Here is an 18018-nt window from a genome sequence, read left to right on the forward strand (position 1 = left end):
GGCTATCACCACCTATCCATGTAACGGTAGAAAACCGACATCCCCTACTGATAAGTTCAGAGAGTAGCTCTTGGACGAGTTCAAAGGGAATAACTACCGATTCACACCAACCATCGGTTCTCTGAAAAGTTTACTTCACCTTCTACTATTTCCAATCTTTGCTTGTTATTATTTAATTAAAAGTAATATTAAATTGAAATAATCATTTTGTCAATACTGAATCTTCAGTTTATTCTCTAGAAATGGCACCAGGTACTTTTTCAAGCCATTCTTTATTGATGAGCAATCTTGTTATTTTTTCCGCAAAGGAACCTGCCTTACTAATCAATGCAGTATATGTAGTGAGCAAATCATGCTTCATTACAGAGCCGAGTGCAAATCCATACTGAGAAAGCAACGAACCAAATAATCCTGCCAAATGACAAACCATAATCCTGTCAGAGAATATCCTCACTTTACTGTCTGTTAATTCAGCTGTATGGCTTGGAGGGATTGGTAAATTGTCGTTTGATAAAAGGTCGTATAAGGCATGGTACTGATTTTTTGCCAGATTACCACCTTTTAAAAAAACCTCCTCAATGTCAGTTGTTGAGGTAGTTTGTGCAAAACCTGTGCATATCGTTTCTATCATCAACAACAACTCAAGAATACTGTAGAGGTTGGCAATTTCCAAACTGTTTAATGGTCGTGTATCTCCTATCCATCCATCAAGATAGCTAGTCTTTTGAATTTTTTCATGAGCTGTTGGGGCTGGCAATGTTGGTTGCCGCCAATAAACCCCTTTATTTAGCATTAGTTCCACTACTCGATCATTTAATTGAATCGCATCATCGACGCAACCAGAATGATATTTACGTACATCCTCCCTTGTTGCATATGCAAGTGAGCGTACATGAAATTCCAAACCTAGACGCGCTCCTATCAGTAAGTATGAAAGAAGAAAGCGATCTGTGAATATAAGGGGCGCAGTCGGATTGATATCAGTTTCAGAAAAACCCTTCGGTAATGGGTACCCCTCTTGGGAAAGTATCTCTCCTCTTTTAGCCAACAATTTCCTCGCAATTCCTATCGCAAAGTTAAAGAGCTCTTTAATGTCATTGTCATTTGCATGTTCACTAAATATTGTTAAATACCAAACAGACATCTCATTTATTGAATAACCCGTCCAAAGATAGCCAAGTTCAGACGATGTTAATGCAATATTATTTTGATTTTTCATGGTAGGTTTACTCCTTTCATTACCTTCACATAAGGACGTAGTAAGAAACTTGCCACTTTTAGCGGATCGTAAACTTTTGTTTGAAATAGCTTTTTACCCCAATATCCCTTCATGCCGCCTACAATTCGATCAATTCCATCATTCGACAATTGTTCGATCCCCCTTCGCAAGACAAGTGAGTTTTCATAGCTCTCTCTGATAGGTTCCATTAGTTCTTCGTATTTCCCCTTTCCACATAAATCATAGGCTGCAAAAACTCCGCTTAATAGAGAGCAATATTGCCCAAAGCCCATGAATGGCATCATCGTTCCAAAACAATTCCCGATAAAGAATGTGTTTCCGATTCTTGCGGTTTGGCATATTCCGATGGGATAGCCAGTAATCTGGAACTGATCGGTAATTTTTAATTGCTGTTTCCAATCGAATCTAAGCTTTTGAATGAACTGCTCATATAGAGCATTTATATTTACAGATTGATTTTTTGGTAAATCTGGAATTGCAATACTAATGGACGCCTCTTTTTCAGAAAATGGAATACAAAAGCCATATCCATATGGAGCTAAATCATAATCTATCCATGCCATCACTGTATACCGATCAAAATCCCCTTCTATTGTTGCACCATGAATCGATACGCTTAAATCCTCCCGGAAGTTATGCATTTGCTTCGCATATTCTCCATCTCCTGTGGCCATCACAACGTGCGTATATTCCTGGAGCAATTGTTCATACGTTTTTTGTGAGTTGTAATTTACAGTTGTTTGAAGCTGCTGAACTAATTGAGCTTCAAATGATGCTTCCACTCTACCACGGAGATTGGTAAAACCCATTGGCGTTTCAATCTCTGCCATTTCATGTTTAGAAAAAAGTTTTATTTTTTGAATATGTGATGTCGGTTTTAAATAAATTCCATATTTTTCGGAAAGAGTTGCAATGCAATCATGGGTTGGTCGTGTGAATATCGACATCAGTGTTTCGCCATTTACAAACCTGTCCCCTACTTTGCTTCTTTTTTCATAAATCTCTGGAGTAATCCCGTACTTCTCGAGGGTTATTGCACACGCTAAGCCCGAAAGACCTGCTCCCATAATAGCTATTTTCATCAAAATACATCTCCTATAGTAGTTCATTACAATAAGAGCATTCCCTTTGTTAATTGGATAAATGTATATTAATTTCCATTTTAATGGTAATAGTTAGGTGTCCCTCGTATAATCAATTTCAACATAATAGCTAAACAGGCTACCACAATTACGTGGCAGCCTGTTCCTTTTATTTAATCGATTTTTTATTATTTGTACCCGCACTAATTTCTCGGGATAACGAACCACTTCGTTACTACCCAAAAAGTTTTTTAAGTAACATTTAATAATTACTATTTTTTGTTATATCTATCCATTCGTCGGTTTGCTCAAGCAAGTTTGCCATTTGAAAAAGTAAATCCTCTCTTCCATTTGCCGTCATGAATTGGACTCCAACTGGTAATCCCTGTTCATTTATATGAAGTGGAACACTCATTGCAGGCTGACCTGTCAAATTAGCCAGCTGTGTAAATGGAGTGCGCTTTAAACTGTTTTCTATCATCTCATCTATTAATCCCATCTTTCTCACAACTCCTTGGAGTTTCAGTTTACCTATTAAGTTAATCAATCGTTTCTCCGTATTTGTTGGATCGAGCTCCCCTATCTTAGTTGGTGGGAATGCCGTCGTTGGAGTCATAAAAAAGTCGTATGTTTCATGAAATTGTTCCATAGCAAACGCTGCTTTATCCCATTCTCTAATACTAAGAACGAATTCATCAGCAGTGATGACCTTTCCGATAAGCCCCAAAATATAAGTAGCAGGTTCAACATCTTTGTAAGTTACCTTTCTCCCAAGCTCCTTTTCAATATCATGAAATTGTGCTGCTACTTCCCCAAAATACAATGTCATATAGCTGTTTGCTATTTTCTTACCATCAACCGGTGCCTCGACTTCTTCGACGATATGCCCCATTGATTCTAATAGTTTCGCAGTTTTTAATACGGCTTGTTTACATTCTGGATCTACTTCTTTTCCTATTGGTGATTTAGTCGAAAAAGCAATTCTTAATGATCTCTGAAACTCTACCTTCAATATTTTAGAATAGCTTGTATCATATGGACTACAATGGAAAGCAGCCCCTTTTTCATAGCCTTTCACATAATCTAACATGAGTGCGCTGTCTCGTACGGTTCTAGTTAATACGTGATTAACTGCCGCTCCATGCCAATGTCTACCTTCTCCTTTACCGACTGGTGTTCTACCCCTTGTTGGTTTTATTCCAAAAAGTCCGCAAAATGCTGCAGGAATTCTAATTGAGCCACCCCCATCACTTGCCCCTGCAATCGGAACCATCCCTGATGCTACAGCAGCTGCTGATCCACCACTTGAACCTCCAGGTGAATGATTCAGATTCCACGGATTTCTTGTAGGTCCATAGTATATAGGCTCAGTAATTCCCATTAAGCCAAGTTCGGGTACGTTGGTTTGACCCACAATCATCATACCGGTTTGTTTAATTCTTTCTACAAATGTTGAATCCTTAATAGCTCGTACATCTCTAAATGCTTTAGAACCTCGAGTGATGGGTTCTCCCCTGATGTCTTGAGCAATATCTTTAAGTAAAATAGGGATACCAGTAAAGTCACCACGCTGAGTTTTTTCCTTTATGGCGGCTCTTGCGCCTTCGTATGTTTTATTGATGACAGCATTTAGTTCAGGATTTTTCATTTCAATTTCTTTTATTGCTGCCTCAAGAACTTCTTCAACTGTTATTTCACGACCGCTTATTAATTGTGCCAAGCCGACTCCATCAAAATATTTATATGGAAATATAGCCACCCCATCACCTCCAGTGGTTTTTACTTCCTATTTTATTCCGAAAATCTTAATCTATTAACGAAGTAGATAAGTTGTAATGAGATAAATTATATATGTTATAATTTGGTGAAAAAGACAAATAAAATAGGTGAAATATGAGGAAGAATTACTCAAATCTAAATGGAAAAAATAATCAAAAAACCTATAAAGATCTACGACGGTGGCAAAAGGAAAGAAAGTCTAAGGTGAAGGATTTATCGATTCAAATTGAACAGTTTCCTAACAAAATGATTGAAGCGCTACAAAATAATCGCAGTAAGATCACTTATACATGGATTGGTCATTCAACCTTTTTACTCCAAATAGAAGGATTAAATATTTTAACTGATCCAGTTTGGGCAAAACGAATGGGTATGCAGAAACGGTTAACACAACCAGGCATTCCTCTTTCTGATATGCCTGAAATTGATATTGTCGTCATTTCTCACGGCCATTATGACCATTTGGATTTCTCAACGCTAAAAAAATTATCTGGCGATCCTCATTATTTTGTTCCCGTCGGAATGAAAGCCCTTTTTAACAGAAAAGGATATGATAAAGTTACAGAGCTATGCTGGTGGGACAAAGTCATTCATGGGAACCTCACGCTTCATTTTGTACCAGCGCAGCATTGGACAAGAAGAACTCTCACTGATATGAATTCATCCCATTGGGGTGGCTGGATGATTCAATCACAGGAAAAGACCTTTTATTTTGTCGGTGACACAGGCTATTTTGAAGGATTTAAGCTGATTGGCGAAAAATTCAGCATTGATACCGTATTGATGCCGATTGGTGCATATGAACCAGAATGGTTTATGGCAGAATCACATATTAATCCTGAGGACAGTATTCGAGCATTTCTTGAACTCGGAGCAACTGAATTTGTCCCGATGCATTACGGTGCGTATCGATTAGCAGATGATACGGGACCAGAGGCATTAGAGCGCTTATGTAGGGAGTGGACAAGACTTAACCTTCCAAAAGAGCAATTACGGGTTATGTTAATTGGTGAAACCGAAATAAAATAATCTATTTCCTTTACAACGTTTATTAATGCGTTGTTTGGAACAACCTAAAACAGGATTATTTTATGGAGGTGTTGAAATGTCGGAATTAGAGCCATTGGAATACGAAACAGGAACGCCTATCCGAGACTACGATATCATAGAAATTACCAAAACAGCTTCAGGCTATGAGGCTTTGCTTGATATCAATTTAGACAGTGGATATTCATTGACCCGAACAACGTTGGAAATTTCTGATGAAGACTTGGTTGGCTATGAAACCGAAAGTGTTGAAGAAGCAATTAAATATGCATTGGGGTTTTTCGAAACTCATTAAGCAGCACTAAAGGACATAAGGGAAGTAGCCCTCGTGTCCTTTTTTATCTTCTATATGATATGATTGATGGACTCCTATTCATTACGTGCCAATCCGATTTAATCATAAACACACTTTAGAATAGATAACGTCTTTTATGTTGTGATTTGATTATTGACCCTAAAATAATTTCTACAACACCTACAGCGAACATTGTCGGCTGCAAGAAACTATACTCACTTACCCAATAAATTTCAGCAAGAATCCAAATAATCATCGCTACACCAAGCCCCATCGTCATCCATCCTGCAAAACAATGAGTTTTAATGACTAACCATGCACCGATTAAACTGGCTACTCCATTAATTGTAAACAAAGCTAAGCCTGGAAAAAAATAAGTATCGAAAGGTGAATTTGTAATGAGATCAAGTGATAATTTTATCAATTCTCCATTAGGCTGAAGCATTAGCATCAAACCACATACGACTCCACCCAATCCAATAAATGCCAGAAACGCACCTGTAAAATAAGATATCATTTTTTGTTTCTTCATATTCCTATCTACACTTCTTTCATTTAGATTAGGAAATGAATCTGCAGGACCATTGAAGTGATTTCCTTAATGCTATTTTACATTTTATTAGTAAATAAATCTGCCCTCAAAAGCTGTAGAGTACCATTAACTTTTTGCATAGTATTTATCAAAAGAAAAATTCCATAAACCCAAGCTTGAAGGGGACAAATACTATGCAAACCCAAATGAAGTTGGATGTTTTAATGAAGGACATCGATGAAACGATTCAACTGTTTGAAAAAAGACGTGACCGCCATAAAAATAAAGCAATAATCCTTAAACTATCCTCAATTATTGGCTCAGCACTTGTCACGGTATTATTAGGTTTAAAAAGTCTACAAAACAACCTAATTTCAGATATTGCGTTAATGCTATCCGCTTTTATTACGATATTTAACGGTATCGAGGGTTTTTACAATCATCGAAGCCTATGGGTAAAAGATGTAAAAACACTAACAAGCTTGAGAGAACTGAAGCGTGATTTGGAGTTTTTTATAGCGGGTGAACCTGAGGAGCAAATGTCTGTTAGGACACTAGCGCGCTTTAAGGATCGTCTCCAAAATATTTGTAATGATGATGTTAAAACTTGGTCGAAAATAAAAGAAGAGCAGGCCATAACGGATAATGATGAGAAATCTGGAAAATGAATAGCGAGAGGCATTTAAAGCTATTTCGATAGATCGCTCCGTGTGGCCATCAACTCAATATAATTATTGGCCACAGGGGGTCACATTTGCCTTCATTCTTTTAATCCCTTCGGTAAACGCTGACTCACTTCTTCAATTGGAATCGCAAGCCCTTCCATCTCTTCATCATTATTCACTTTTGGAATTGTTGAAGCAAACACCACTCCAACTACCTCCCCAGCTTCGTTGATTACTGGGCTTCCACTATTTCCTCGATATACAGGAGCAGTGATTGCAAGTACTGGGACCTCCACACCGTTAACTGCTCTTAACCCAATCATTTCACCTTTATTAGCAATTTGATAAAAAGCTAACGGGTTACCAATCACAAACAGTTTATCACCTTCATTCCCATTCAACTCCTCGGCAAGTTTCAAAGAAGGAAGATTTTCACCTTGAATTTCTAAAAATGCTAAATCGAGTTGAGGATATTCCCTATCAATTCTTGCCTTGAACACTTTTCCATCAGCAAAATGAACAAGGATTTGCTGCATTTCCTCAATTACATGATAATTCGTTATGATGTATCCCTCATCAGAAATATTAAATCCGGTACCTTTAATATTATTTCCCTCTACAGCAACAACGGCTTTTTTATATTCCTGAATGTCATCGCGCTGTGATAGTTGAAAGGATATCTTCACAAACTCCAGTGCAGGGAGGTTAATAAAAGCAGAGAATACTGATAAGCTACTAATGAAGAACACAAGTGCTATCGAGGAAGCTCCAATACGAATAATGTTTCTTCTTCTTTTCTTTCTTCCCTCTTTGTCTGGATCTTCCTCTTCAATTAAAAATTCGTCAATCGATGGCTCTTCAAATCCTTGTGGTTCATCCTTGTTTTCATTCATTAGCCCCCCTCCTTCACTATTATTTTTGTTATTATACCATAAGATTATTTATTCATTTCGTTGCATAAATAACCATTTGGCATTATAATAAATTTTGTTGGAAAAATATTATTAAATAATGCAAAATCTATCAACTAAGTAAAAATCATAATTTCAGGAGGTTTTTTGATGATGAGAAAAAAATGGAGTCTGTTTTTTATTATGTTAGTATCCTTTGCCACAATTCTTTCTGCTTGCGGAACTGGTAAAGAGAAATCAGAGGGTACTGATAAAGAGGATAATGGTAGTAAGAGCTTACGTGTCGTTACAGCAGCTGAGTATGCACCATTTGAATATATGGATAAAGGTGAAATCGTAGGTTTCGATATTGATTTAATCAATGCCGTAGCTAAAGAAGCTGGGTATACCATCAGCGTTGATAATGTAGGTTGGGATCCACTTTTTGTTGAAATAGGCGAAGAACGCGCAGATCTTTCTGCTTCGGCAATTACCATTAATGATGACCGTAAACAAACCTACGATTTCTCGGCCCCTTACTTTTTATCAACAAATATGATTATGGTAAAAGAAGGAAGTTCTATTAAAACTGCTGGAGATTTAAAAGATAAAAAAGTGGCTGTTCAAAATGGTACTACTGGTCAAGATGCCGTTGAAGGTATTTTAGGAAAAAACAACGAAAACGTGAAGAAGTTTGAAAACATTCCTCTTGCGATTATGGAATTGAAAAATGGTGGCGTAGATGCGGTTGTTGCAGATAATACAGTAGTGGAAGAATATGTAGCAAACAATCCTAAGGACAAGCTCATTGTCATTAATGATGAGGAAGAATTTGCACCAGAGTTTTTCGGTTTCTTACTTCCAAAAGGCAGCAAGTTAAAAACTGATCTGGATGAGGCATTAAAAGCTGTGATCGACAACGGAACCTACACAAAAATTTATAAAGAATGGTTTGGTGTAGAACCAAAAATTGAGAAGTTAAAAGAACAACAATAATCATATTGAAGGGTGCATGTTCATTTGGATTTGCACCCTTTTGTTTTCATTATTTCCTAACAAAAAGAAAACCTCTCCACATTGTGGAAAGGCTTCTCATTTTATACGTTATGCTACGTTTTCTGATTTATCTTTTACATTAAGTGCAAAAAGCTTTTGAATTCGAACAAACACACCGCTAATGACAATCGCAATTACAACTGGTAATAACCAACCTAAGCCTTGGCTGTATAACGGTAATACTTTTTCATAGAACGAAATGATTGGAACCATCCATCCGAAATTATCCATTCCGAACAGTGCACAGAATGTTTTAAATCCATCAATAATGCTGATTAAGAAAGTAACTCCAATTGCTGTTACATATACGATTTGAGAATGATTAAAAAACTTAGAAACGAAGGTTAATAGCATTAGCGCTACTGCTAATGGATATAAGAACATTAATACCGGAATTGAATAATTAATAATGTTGGCTAAACCAAAGTTAGCAATCACAAATGATAAGATTGAAAAGAAATATACCCATGCTTTATAGCTTACTTTGGGGAACAATGTATTGAAATACTCACCACAAGCAGTAATTAAGCCAATGCTCGTCGTTAAACAAGCAAGTATAATAATGATTGATAACATTACGGTACCAGCAGTACCAAAATAATAAGTTGCTGTCTTCCCTAAAACTTGTCCACCACTCGCTAATATACCGAATTCTTCAGTGCTTGTTGCACCTAAATACGCTACTCCTACGTAAATTAGACCAAGAAATCCTGTTGCTACCACACCTGATTTTGCAGAAGCCATTAAGACGCCACGAGTGGAAGTGACACCCATTCCACGAATTGCATTAATAACAATAATTCCAAATACTAGAGATGCTAGTGCATCCATCGTATTATAGCCTTCCATAAATCCTTTTACGAATGCGCCGCTAGTATAAGTATCTTGGGGTGCTTGAATAGAACCCATTGGTTTCACAAATACCATAATTAACAAAACTGTTAAAAGAATTAAGATGCCTGGTGAAAGAAATTTCCCTACATTATCAACGATTTTCGCAGGATTCAACGAGAACCAAAGCGTAACCCCAAAGAATAACACAGTAAAAACCAATAATCCTACTTGCCCCATGCCTTCACCCACAAACGGTGCAATTCCGATGTCATATGCAACAGCGCCTGTTCTTGGTGCTGCAAAAAATGGTCCGATTGTTAAGTAAAGTAAAGCCGTAAACCCTATCCCATATATTGGATGAACGCGACTTGCAAGTTCTTGTAAATTTTTACTACCCGAGATTCCCATTGCTAGAATCCCTAAAAACGGTAGTCCAATCCCGGTAATCAAAAATCCTAATACCGCCATCCACACGTTAGATCCAGCATTTTGACCGAGTGAGGCAGGGAAGATTAAGTTTCCTGCTCCAAAAAATAATGCAAATAACATAACGCCAACAACAAAATACTTTGAAAATGGTAATCTATTTTCCATAGCTATTGTCTCCTCCATGATGTCCCAATAAATGATATTCGACAAGATTTGATATATTACGATAATATTACTATGCTTATCCAAGAATGACAACCCTATTTATAAAGATTTTTTTGACTATTTTAAAAAGACTAAAAGTGGTAATTGTGAGCAAATTACTTGATTTCCAAAAAAACTATTTATTAAAGGATAACAAGCAGGGTTCAAATTATTGAACCCTGCTCATTTTCAAACTATATATCTTCCTGTTTTAAAATAAAAATTTTTAATGTTGAATCTCATTAAGGTCAGTAATGGAATCTTGGACAAGTGTGACTGCTTGACTCATACTTGCACCACCACCAAACGCTGCTGCCACACCCACAACCTCAAGTATTTCATCCTCAGTAGCTCCTTGATCTAAACAACCTTTCGTGTGGTAAATAATACAATACTCATCCTGGGAAAAAATACTAATTCCGAGTGCTATTAATTGTTTTTCTTTTTGTGATAGTTTTCCTTCTTGGAAACAAGCTTCAGTAAATGCGTTATAACTCTCAGCTAAATGAGGCATCTTTTGTGTAAATACACCCAAACCATGCTTATACTCATACAATGCCACTTCTGTCTCATTCCTAGGGACGAACTCTTCCATCATCATCACTCCAATCGCAAATTCACAACATTAGTATCATTAATATTGTGAATTTTATTCACCGTAACTTACATGATAAACTTTAGTCATGCTACTACAGTACATCACTAGATAAATGCGATGGCTGAAATAGTTTATCATTACTAAAAAAAGGAGGGCTATTATTGCTTGCAGACATCATAAAAAAAGACACTGGTTGCATTGTCAGATTCGAAAGAATGTTAAATCATTCCGCGGAAGAGATTTGGCCTTGGTTAACCGAGAATGAGCGTCTTCCCCAATGGTTTCCAGAGCTTAGAATAGAAACACTTCAAAAAGGTGGAAGGATTAAGTTTGATATGGGGGATGGTTCATTCGAAGAAATGGTTATCCTTGATTTAGAAATTTTTTCTATGCTTGAGTTCACTTGGGGTGAGGATACTGTACGATTTGAAATCACTAAAAAGGACAAAGATCATCAGCTTACACTTATCGAGAATATAAACAAAATAACCAACCATACCGCAAAAGATGTAGCTGGGTGGCATGTCTGTTTAGATGTGATTGAGCACCTACTTAATGGTGAAGGCATCCAATCAGTCTCTAGAATGGATTTATGGAAAACCTACTATGGGCAATATGACCAGAAGATAACGGAAATAAGTGGGTAATCATTCATCATTTCCTGGGTAAGCGCAAGATATGACAGTCTTACGCAAAAACTTCAAGGCGATCGACTTTTCTTTGTCGAAAGAAATCTAACCGAGAAGGATAAAGAGAAAGGGCGTCATTTTTTAATTACAGACGTCTTCCTCTTTATCTCATTTTTTGTTTTTGTTTTTGTCTATGTCTATCGTCTTCTATTGCGGTACTTCAGCTTTTTGTTTTTTCTCTTTCACTAACCATTGAATGATTAAAAGACCAATAAAGCTAACGATTCCAATTACGTCTGTCACAGTACCAGGATAAATGAGACATAGTCCACCAACGCCCCCTATCACCCGTTCCCACCAATAAAGCTTTCGATACCAATACCCAATAATCCCAGCGCCAATCATCATCATACCGAACAAGGCAGAACAAATAAGCCAAATTAAATACGGAATCGTTGTATTAATCATTAATAGCTCTGGTGACAATACAAACATATAGGGAATGATAAAAGCGGCAATCGCTAGTTTTGAGGAATTAATGCCGGTTTTTATTGGCTCCCCTCCTGAAACACCGGCCGCAGCAAATGCAGCCAACGCAACTGGTGGTGTAATATCTGCAATAATTCCAAAATAGAAGACAAATAGATGAGCAGATAAATCTGGAACACCTAATAAAATAATTGCGGGAGCAGCAATAGTTGATGTGATGACATAATTAGCAGTAGTTGGCGATCCCATCCCTAAAATAATTGAGGCAATCATGGTTAGGATTAATGTTGGGATTAATGCACCTCCTGCGAAATCCAGAAGTCCATTAGCAAATTTTAATCCCAATCCTGTTTTGGTTACTACTCCGACAATAATGCCTGCACAAGCTGTGGCAGCTGCCACACCTAAAGCAGTTCGTGCCCCATCTACAAGTGCTTCGATGAATCCCTTCCAGCTAATTCTCGTTTCTTTACGAATGGCACTAACGACAACTGTGACCACAATTGACCAAATTGCCGAACGCATGACACTCATACCAGACATTAACAAAACAACCACTATTACAATAGGAATTAACAAATACAGCTTACTAAACACTTCTTTTTTATTTGGCAATTCATCCTTCGTTAATCCTCTAAGTCCGATTCGTTTAGCTTCCAAGTGGGTCATTATCCAAATTCCTGTAAAATAAAGAACCGCTGGAATCGCTGCCGCTTTAGCTATATCCCAATATGAGATACCATTTCCGATAAACTCCACCATCAAAAAAGCTGCTGCTCCCATAATCGGTGGCATGAGTTGTCCACCTGTTGATGCACTTGCCTCCACCGCTCCAGCAAACTCTTTGCTATAGCCTAATCTTTTCATCATCGGTATCGTAAAGGCGCCAGAAGTAACAACATTGGCCACTGAGCTACCACTAATAGTTCCTTGAAGCGCACTCGAAAAAACTGCAACCTTAGCTGGTCCACCAATCCGACGACCAGCAACTATGAGAGCCAAATCATTAAAATACTCTCCTACCCCTGTTTTAATCAAAAATGAACCAAACAAAAGAAACAGGAAAATAAAGGTGGAGGATACACCAAGTGGCGTTCCTAATATTCCTTCCGTTGTGAAAAACATCGTTTGAACAAGTCTTTCTAAAGATATACCACGATGAGCAATGAAGCCAGGCATGTAAGGCCCATACAAGGCGTAGATTAAAAATAATCCCGCAATAATGGTTATAGGGAGACCCACAGTCCTCCTGGTGGCTTCCAATACTAACAAAAGAGCGACGAGTCCAATATAAAAATCTAGCGAAGTCATTTGGCCTGCCTGCAGTACTAATTCATCAATCTTAATAGGCCAATAAGCACCCACGGCAACAGCTAGAATCGCTAAGACTATATCTAACCAGCTCACTCGATTTCTTGATAGATTTTTTCTGCGTAGCGGAAAAAGCAAAAAGATAAGGGCAAGTGCAAAGCCTAAATGAATCGACCGCTGGAGCTGTGCTGTTAGTACACCAAAAATGGAAGTATAAAGCTGAAACAACGAAAATCCAAGCAAACCTATAAAGACAATCCAACCCATAATTCCAGCGAGCTTTCTCGTTCCTGCCTCGGGATCATACTTTTCCATCAGTGCCTGTTGCTGTTCACGAGTTAAAGTCTCGTAATCATTATTCAAGGATGTTCACTCCCTTCATTTGTTGAATTAGGTTCAAATGCTTCGATTTCAACCTGACCCATGTTCCGGGTTTTATAAACTTAGTTAAAGGATATTGATTTTCTCTGTAAATGACTGTGTGATTGGCTCTAACTTGCCCAATCCGCAAATCGATGTAATGGAAAAGACGATTCATATTTTTTATGAAATATTTTCCATCACTCTCAATAAACATTTCACCATCTTCTGCATTTGATGGCATTCCGACTGCAAAATCTTCGTACTCTAATTCGTATAACTGAATGACTCCTTCATTAGTTAACCTAAAACTTTCCTGAACATCACTTAAATGAATGGAATGAGTATATTTGATTTTAAACTTCACATCTTGTTTAATTGGGACAAATGCCAATTGTTTATCTGAATTTTCGAATTCAAAAACAAGTGCTTGTTGATAAGGAATAAAGAGAACTGCCAACAATATTCCAAGCATCGTTAGTAGCCCAAGCAATATTTTAGCTTTCATAACTCACACCACCCAGAAAAAGAACAGGAAAAGATAGACCGGATGCATCTGGTCTATCTTTCATTGATTTGTTTCGTACATACACTTATTATTTAATTTGCTTTAATCCCTTTCTCATCAAAGTACTTCTGGGCTCCTGGGTGAACATCTATTCCAACACCATTTAATGCTTTTTCTGCCTTAATCAGTTTCCCTTTAGCATGTGTTATCTTGTCTGTATTTTCAAAAATCGCTTTCGTAATATCGTAAACTAGAGATTCAGATAAATCATCACGAACAACTAGCATCGCTTGAACAGCAACAGTCGGAACTTTTTCTTCTAGCCCATAAACACCTGAAGGCACCTCATCCGTTGTATAATATGGGTATTTTTTAATCAATGCTTCTACTTTATCCTTATTAATCGGTACGATGACGACATCTTCAGTTGCAGCAAGACTTTCAACTGCTCCAGTTGGTGTGCCTGCAGTAACGAAAGCTGCATCAATCGTTCCATCCTGAAGACCAGCTGTTGATTCATCAAAGGATAAATCTTGCTTTTTAATGTCTGCAAAGGTCAATCCATGAACTTCAAGAATTTGTTCGGCGTTTGCCACAGTTCCAGATCCAGGTGCACCGACAGAAACCCGTTTATCCTTTAAATCCTCAATTGATTTGATACCTGATTTTGAGGTTGTAACAATTTGGATTGTTTCAGGATAGAGTGTGCCGATTGCTTTGACGTTATTGATTTTTCCAGTTTCAAACATCAGCTTTCCTTCTACGGCATAAGAAGCAATATCAGTTTGTGAAAAGGCAAGCTCGGCTTCCTCGTTTGCTAATAGATTCATATTTTCAGCCGATGCTCCTGATACCTCTGCATTCGTTTTTATACCTGTTTCATCCGTTATAATTTTGGCAAAAGAACCCCCCAATGGATAGTAAGTACCGCCAGTTCCTCCCGTAACAATACTAATAAACTCAGGTTTCTTTTCATTACCATTTTTCTTATCTTTTTCATCACTGTCATCTACCTTGTCCGTTCCACAAGCTGCCAATGTTACCAATAAAATGCTCATTACAATAGCCCAGATGGACCTTTTCTTTTTCAATACAATTCCTCCTTAAATTAGGATGCTTGCATCCTCCAATTATTTGCTTTCAATATCCACACAGGTAATACTACTTGTACTATGATTTTTATATCCAGATGGAGAAATATATGATTAATATAAGAACTTATTTTCATTTTTTCTAAAAAAACAAATAAAAGGCTGACAAAGGGTTACTCATGTCAGCCTTTCGATGTAAAAATTTAATTACCTACATACAAAAAAGGTGCGATTTAGTTTCATCGCACCTTTTTTTCTTCCTCACTTTTCTTTTTCATAAGCAATGACAACAACTTCCTTATCAGCTTGTCTACTTAATTTTTCTTCAACTGATTTTAACTCACTCACCAAATTTGGTGATAGGTCAGCTGCGACAAATTGCTGGTCCTTATCCATCATTTATCACTTCCTCTCAGCCTTAGCTTTTCCTAGACAAACTCTAAGCTATTCATTTTTTTCAATATCACAAAGTGGATTTTTCAGGCTCATTTGGTGAAGATATCAATAGGAGGGATTGCTATGGAGGACATGAATAAAAACGTTCAATCTACAAACGAAGCAAATGATAAAATAAACCAAATATTAGAAGATAGTCAAACACCACCTTTGGCCGAAGAGGGGCTATCCACAGAAGCCATGACAAATATTAAACTTAATACAGCTATGAATGATAATCACATTAATGATTCTGAACAAGCCCCAACGTATTTATACAATAATACACCGGCAATTAAAATAAACGAGAGGTTTGACTAAACAAAACAGGCCTGACATTATTGTCTTGGCCTGTTCTAACTACTTTGTATTCAGCAAGATTTCCATACTTTTATAAAGACGATTGGCAATCAGTTCATAGCCGGCTGAGTTTAAATGAATTGAATCACTGTATAGATGTACTTTTGGCTGCATTAAAAATAAATCTATCGTTGGTATAAATTGAGACGGACGATAGTGATTGGCGGTTTGATTGATTTCCTCGTTCCATTCTTCAATTAACTTTTGGATTTGAACACTATTTTGATACTCCGTATATGGATGATAAAGACCGAAGACAATTAACGTTGCTTGTTCATTTTCTTTTCTTATTTCCGTAAGAATCCGCTCAAGATTATTGATGTAATGAATTTTCCCTGAGTTCATCCTTTTATTAGGAAGCTGTTCGAATTTATATTGAGCGCTTTTTCGAAAATCATTTGTTCCGATGTAGACAATGACAAAATCAGCCGAATGAATTGCTGCACTAATTTGTTTATCTCTTAACTGCCTCAATGTATCATCGGTTGTATATTTAGGAATTCCAAAGTTGCTAATTTTGATATTCGCCAAGTGTTCCTCATCATATATTTGTTGAAAACGCCCTATATATCCCATTCTCAAAGGATCTCCCGTTCCATGCGTAATCGAGTCTCCCAAGGCAACAAGATGAATTTGATTTTGATATGCAGATGAACTAAATAATATGAGTGCGAATAACGCAAAAATCATGTATAACGAAATTAAGATCTTTTTCATTTGTTAACCCCGGGTTTTCTATTTTTTCAACATGTAATACGACTTACTTCACTGCATCATTCAAAAGTCCCTTGCTCTTCGACTTGATTTGGAAGTAATTTTTGTGTTTTGAGTTTCTCGTAAACTTTATGCCCATAACTTTTTAAGGTGGAAATCTTTAGCTCAATTAACGGTTGTGTTATTGCATTAATAGCATTGCTTGATAATATGACAATAATGAATAAAGCGATCACTGACATCATCAAAACTTGCCATGGCTCAGATAGCAGTTCTTTATATTCACTACTTCGAAAATATTTAATAAAGAAACCATGTAGTAAGTACACATAAAGCGAACGTGTACCCCATTTTGTAAAAAAGTAATGCCCCTTTGGTACAAAAGCAAAAAAGCTTAATGTTGCTAATAATGTTAATCCATAAATACCTAATCGGATTAGACCACCGTAAGCGCCATTAACATCAAAATCTTCATATGGTTTAGACCCAAATAACCATTTATAGTTAAAATCTGGAATTAAATAAAAAATAAGCAAAAGAGTTAGGAAAACAATGATTGAACTAAGCTTTATTTTCTTCGTTAACAGTCTCTCAAAGTTTTCTTTTTTGAAAAAGAACCCAAGTAAAAATAATGGAAAGAACACAAATGTCCTTGATAGGCTAAGAAAATCATTGATCCCTTCTATATATCCGACCATGATTCCGACACTAATTGCTAATGCTAGTGCAATGAACGACTTCCATTTTGCAAATAAAAATAGTAATACGTTCCAACAAAACAAACTTATTAGAAACCATAAAGACCACTCCGGAATAAGTGGGTCAAAAATAAGCTCTTTTTTGTGTTGGAGAAAATAATAATAGGAAGCATACATGCCTTGAAAAATAATATATGGGATGATTAATTTTTTTGCTACTTTCAATAAATAACCTTTTTTTCGAAAACCTTTTGCGAAATATCCGGAGATGAGTATAAACGCCGGCATATGAAACGAATAAATGGTCGTATACACTGTAAAGATCAGCTTACTATCCTGGATGTACGATTGAATTAAATGTCCAAAAACCATTAAAAAAACCAGAATTGACTTGGCATTGTCATAATAAGCTTCCCTTGTATTCATGGTTAAACTTGAAACCTCCGAAATTCATAATTTAAAACTCTAATATTATTTATCAAAAATAGGTTTTTTTCAAGACATTTTTTCATCAAATGCTTTACCCAGCAAATCTATTAAATCGAGGCAAAAAAAGAGAGACCCTTTGGCCGAGGGCACTGAAAAAGTCCTTTTTATATGAAAAGGGACATTGAACTTTGCTGTTGATTTCCGCTCCAGGTGCTTCGCTTTCCGCGGGGCGGGCGGTGAGCCTCCTCGGCGCTTTAACGCCTGCGGGGTCTCACCTGTCCCGCTGCTCCCGCAGGAGTCTTCGCACCTTCCGCTCCAATCATAGAAACATAGGGCTAATAAA

19 protein-coding genes and 1 other annotated feature (1 of these 20 running past the window's edge) are annotated in these 18018 nt (G+C 37.0%); of the genes, 6 read left to right on the top strand and 13 right to left on the bottom strand.

The annotated features are described in order from the left end of the window. Positions 1–168 (bottom strand) — a binding site (T-box leader); it reaches 76 nt to the left of the window's first position. A gap of 61 nt (positions 169–229) precedes the next feature. From FXW34_RS17015 to FXW34_RS17025, 3 genes are all read right to left on the bottom strand, one after another. Next, positions 230–1219 carry a DUF3231 family protein gene (locus tag FXW34_RS17015; RefSeq protein ID WP_147535249.1) on the bottom strand — a complete coding sequence of 330 codons (990 nt, stop codon included), beginning with the start codon at positions 1217–1219 and terminating at the stop codon, positions 230–232. Continuing rightward, entirely contained in the window at positions 1216–2322 is a 1107-nt protein-coding gene (locus FXW34_RS17020) for an NAD(P)/FAD-dependent oxidoreductase (protein WP_147535250.1), read from the bottom strand. Before FXW34_RS17020 ends, FXW34_RS17015 begins: the two co-directional genes overlap by 4 nt. 262 nt (positions 2323–2584) lie before the next feature. Beyond that, on the bottom strand, positions 2585–4081 hold the full coding sequence (locus tag FXW34_RS17025) for an amidase family protein (RefSeq protein ID WP_147535251.1): 1497 nt from the start codon (positions 4079–4081) through the stop codon (positions 2585–2587). Positions 4082–4215: 134 nt separating this feature from the next. Between FXW34_RS17025 and FXW34_RS17030 the strand changes: the two genes are divergently transcribed. Together FXW34_RS17030 and FXW34_RS17035 are read left to right on the top strand one after the other, a co-directional pair. Further along, positions 4216–5130 (top strand): MBL fold metallo-hydrolase, encoded by a 915-nt coding sequence (locus FXW34_RS17030; protein WP_147535252.1) that lies wholly within the window; start codon positions 4216–4218, stop codon positions 5128–5130. 76 nt (positions 5131–5206) lie between these two features. Next, positions 5207–5443 (top strand): hypothetical protein, encoded by a 237-nt coding sequence (locus FXW34_RS17035; RefSeq protein ID WP_147535253.1) that lies wholly within the window; start codon positions 5207–5209, stop codon positions 5441–5443. A gap of 115 nt (positions 5444–5558) precedes the next feature. Here the strand turns inward: FXW34_RS17035 and FXW34_RS17040 are convergent, their stop codons facing one another. Beyond that, positions 5559–5975 (bottom strand): hypothetical protein, encoded by a 417-nt coding sequence (locus FXW34_RS17040; RefSeq protein ID WP_147535254.1) that lies wholly within the window; start codon positions 5973–5975, stop codon positions 5559–5561. Positions 5976–6169: 194 nt separating this feature from the next. Between FXW34_RS17040 and FXW34_RS17045 the strand changes: the two genes are divergently transcribed. Next, the gene (locus FXW34_RS17045; RefSeq protein WP_147535255.1) at positions 6170–6643 is read left to right on the top strand and encodes a DUF4231 domain-containing protein; all 474 of its coding nucleotides are present in this window, start codon (positions 6170–6172) and stop codon (positions 6641–6643) included. 92 nt (positions 6644–6735) lie between these two features. Here FXW34_RS17045 and FXW34_RS17050 read toward each other — a convergent pair whose 3' ends face one another. Then, positions 6736–7533 carry a S1C family serine protease gene (locus tag FXW34_RS17050; RefSeq protein WP_147535256.1) on the bottom strand — a complete coding sequence of 266 codons (798 nt, stop codon included), beginning with the start codon at positions 7531–7533 and terminating at the stop codon, positions 6736–6738. 171 nt (positions 7534–7704) lie between these two features. Here FXW34_RS17050 and FXW34_RS17055 point away from each other — a divergent pair, with 171 nt between their 5' ends. Next, complete coding sequence (locus FXW34_RS17055; RefSeq protein WP_147535297.1) at positions 7705–8526, top strand: basic amino acid ABC transporter substrate-binding protein; 822 nt, start codon at positions 7705–7707, stop codon at positions 8524–8526. A gap of 108 nt (positions 8527–8634) precedes the next feature. Here the strand turns inward: FXW34_RS17055 and brnQ are convergent, their stop codons facing one another. Then, positions 8635–10014, bottom strand: a complete 1380-nt coding sequence (gene brnQ / locus FXW34_RS17060) for a branched-chain amino acid transport system II carrier protein (RefSeq protein WP_147535257.1) — start codon at positions 10012–10014, stop codon at positions 8635–8637. Positions 10015–10279: 265 nt separating this feature from the next. Next, positions 10280–10648, bottom strand: coding sequence for a carboxymuconolactone decarboxylase family protein (locus FXW34_RS17065; protein ID WP_147535258.1), 369 nt, complete (start codon positions 10646–10648; stop codon positions 10280–10282). A 164-nt stretch (positions 10649–10812) separates the two neighbouring features. Between FXW34_RS17065 and FXW34_RS17070 the strand changes: the two genes are divergently transcribed. Beyond that, on the top strand, positions 10813–11298 hold the full coding sequence (locus FXW34_RS17070) for an SRPBCC family protein (protein WP_187119003.1): 486 nt from the start codon (positions 10813–10815) through the stop codon (positions 11296–11298). 189 nt (positions 11299–11487) lie between these two features. Here FXW34_RS17070 and FXW34_RS17075 read toward each other — a convergent pair whose 3' ends face one another. The 4 genes from FXW34_RS17075 to FXW34_RS23035 form a co-directional block, all read right to left on the bottom strand. After that, positions 11488–13395, bottom strand: a complete 1908-nt coding sequence (locus FXW34_RS17075; protein WP_425457446.1) for a TRAP transporter permease — start codon at positions 13393–13395, stop codon at positions 11488–11490. A gap of 40 nt (positions 13396–13435) precedes the next feature. Continuing rightward, complete coding sequence (locus FXW34_RS17080) at positions 13436–13948, bottom strand: DUF1850 domain-containing protein (protein ID WP_147535260.1); 513 nt, start codon at positions 13946–13948, stop codon at positions 13436–13438. 92 nt (positions 13949–14040) lie between these two features. Continuing rightward, the gene (locus tag FXW34_RS17085) at positions 14041–15039 is read right to left on the bottom strand and encodes a TAXI family TRAP transporter solute-binding subunit (protein ID WP_281292942.1); all 999 of its coding nucleotides are present in this window, start codon (positions 15037–15039) and stop codon (positions 14041–14043) included. 261 nt (positions 15040–15300) lie between these two features. Beyond that, the gene (locus tag FXW34_RS23035) at positions 15301–15438 is read right to left on the bottom strand and encodes a hypothetical protein (RefSeq protein WP_187119004.1); all 138 of its coding nucleotides are present in this window, start codon (positions 15436–15438) and stop codon (positions 15301–15303) included. Between the two features lie 120 nt (positions 15439–15558). On the opposite strand from FXW34_RS23035, the gene FXW34_RS17090 reads away from it, so the two are divergent. Then, entirely contained in the window at positions 15559–15795 is a 237-nt protein-coding gene (locus FXW34_RS17090; RefSeq protein WP_147535261.1) for a hypothetical protein, read from the top strand. A gap of 39 nt (positions 15796–15834) precedes the next feature. Here the strand turns inward: FXW34_RS17090 and FXW34_RS17095 are convergent, their stop codons facing one another. Together FXW34_RS17095 and FXW34_RS17100 are read right to left on the bottom strand one after the other, a co-directional pair. After that, a complete protein-coding gene (locus tag FXW34_RS17095) occupies positions 15835–16551 on the bottom strand; it encodes a GDSL-type esterase/lipase family protein (RefSeq protein WP_147535262.1) in 717 nt (238 codons plus the stop codon). A gap of 56 nt (positions 16552–16607) precedes the next feature. Next, positions 16608–17672: an acyltransferase family protein gene (locus FXW34_RS17100; protein ID WP_147535263.1), complete on the bottom strand. Its 1065-nt coding sequence runs from the start codon at positions 17670–17672 to the stop codon at positions 16608–16610. Positions 17673–18018 lie beyond the last annotated feature (346 nt).

It is taken from the genome of Bacillus marasmi, assembly GCF_902168435.1.
In the GTDB taxonomy this organism is placed as follows: domain Bacteria; phylum Bacillota; class Bacilli; order Bacillales; family Cytobacillaceae; genus Bacillus_BU; species Bacillus_BU marasmi.

Coding starts and splice junctions, on each gene's coding strand:
- FXW34_RS17065 (WP_147535258.1), bottom strand. CDS start 10,648: ATGGAAGAGTTCGTCCCTAGGAATGAGACAGAAGTGGCATTGTATGAG.
- FXW34_RS17040 (WP_147535254.1), bottom strand. CDS start 5,975: ATGAAGAAACAAAAAATGATATCTTATTTTACAGGTGCGTTTCTGGCA.
- FXW34_RS17055 (WP_147535297.1), top strand. CDS start 7,705: ATGAGAAAAAAATGGAGTCTGTTTTTTATTATGTTAGTATCCTTTGCC.
- FXW34_RS17015 (WP_147535249.1), bottom strand. CDS start 1,219: ATGAAAAATCAAAATAATATTGCATTAACATCGTCTGAACTTGGCTAT.
- FXW34_RS17095 (WP_147535262.1), bottom strand. CDS start 16,551: ATGAAAAAGATCTTAATTTCGTTATACATGATTTTTGCGTTATTCGCA.
- FXW34_RS17045 (WP_147535255.1), top strand. CDS start 6,170: ATGCAAACCCAAATGAAGTTGGATGTTTTAATGAAGGACATCGATGAA.
- brnQ (WP_147535257.1), bottom strand. CDS start 10,014: ATGGAAAATAGATTACCATTTTCAAAGTATTTTGTTGTTGGCGTTATG.
- FXW34_RS17050 (WP_147535256.1), bottom strand. CDS start 7,533: ATGAATGAAAACAAGGATGAACCACAAGGATTTGAAGAGCCATCGATT.
- FXW34_RS17080 (WP_147535260.1), bottom strand. CDS start 13,948: ATGAAAGCTAAAATATTGCTTGGGCTACTAACGATGCTTGGAATATTG.
- FXW34_RS17090 (WP_147535261.1), top strand. CDS start 15,559: ATGGAGGACATGAATAAAAACGTTCAATCTACAAACGAAGCAAATGAT.
- FXW34_RS17030 (WP_147535252.1), top strand. CDS start 4,216: ATGAGGAAGAATTACTCAAATCTAAATGGAAAAAATAATCAAAAAACC.
- FXW34_RS17020 (WP_147535250.1), bottom strand. CDS start 2,322: ATGAAAATAGCTATTATGGGAGCAGGTCTTTCGGGCTTAGCGTGTGCA.
- FXW34_RS23035 (WP_187119004.1), bottom strand. CDS start 15,438: ATGATGGATAAGGACCAGCAATTTGTCGCAGCTGACCTATCACCAAAT.
- FXW34_RS17075 (WP_425457446.1), bottom strand. CDS start 13,395: ATGGAAAAGTATGATCCCGAGGCAGGAACGAGAAAGCTCGCTGGAATT.
- FXW34_RS17100 (WP_147535263.1), bottom strand. CDS start 17,672: ATGAATACAAGGGAAGCTTATTATGACAATGCCAAGTCAATTCTGGTT.
- FXW34_RS17035 (WP_147535253.1), top strand. CDS start 5,207: ATGTCGGAATTAGAGCCATTGGAATACGAAACAGGAACGCCTATCCGA.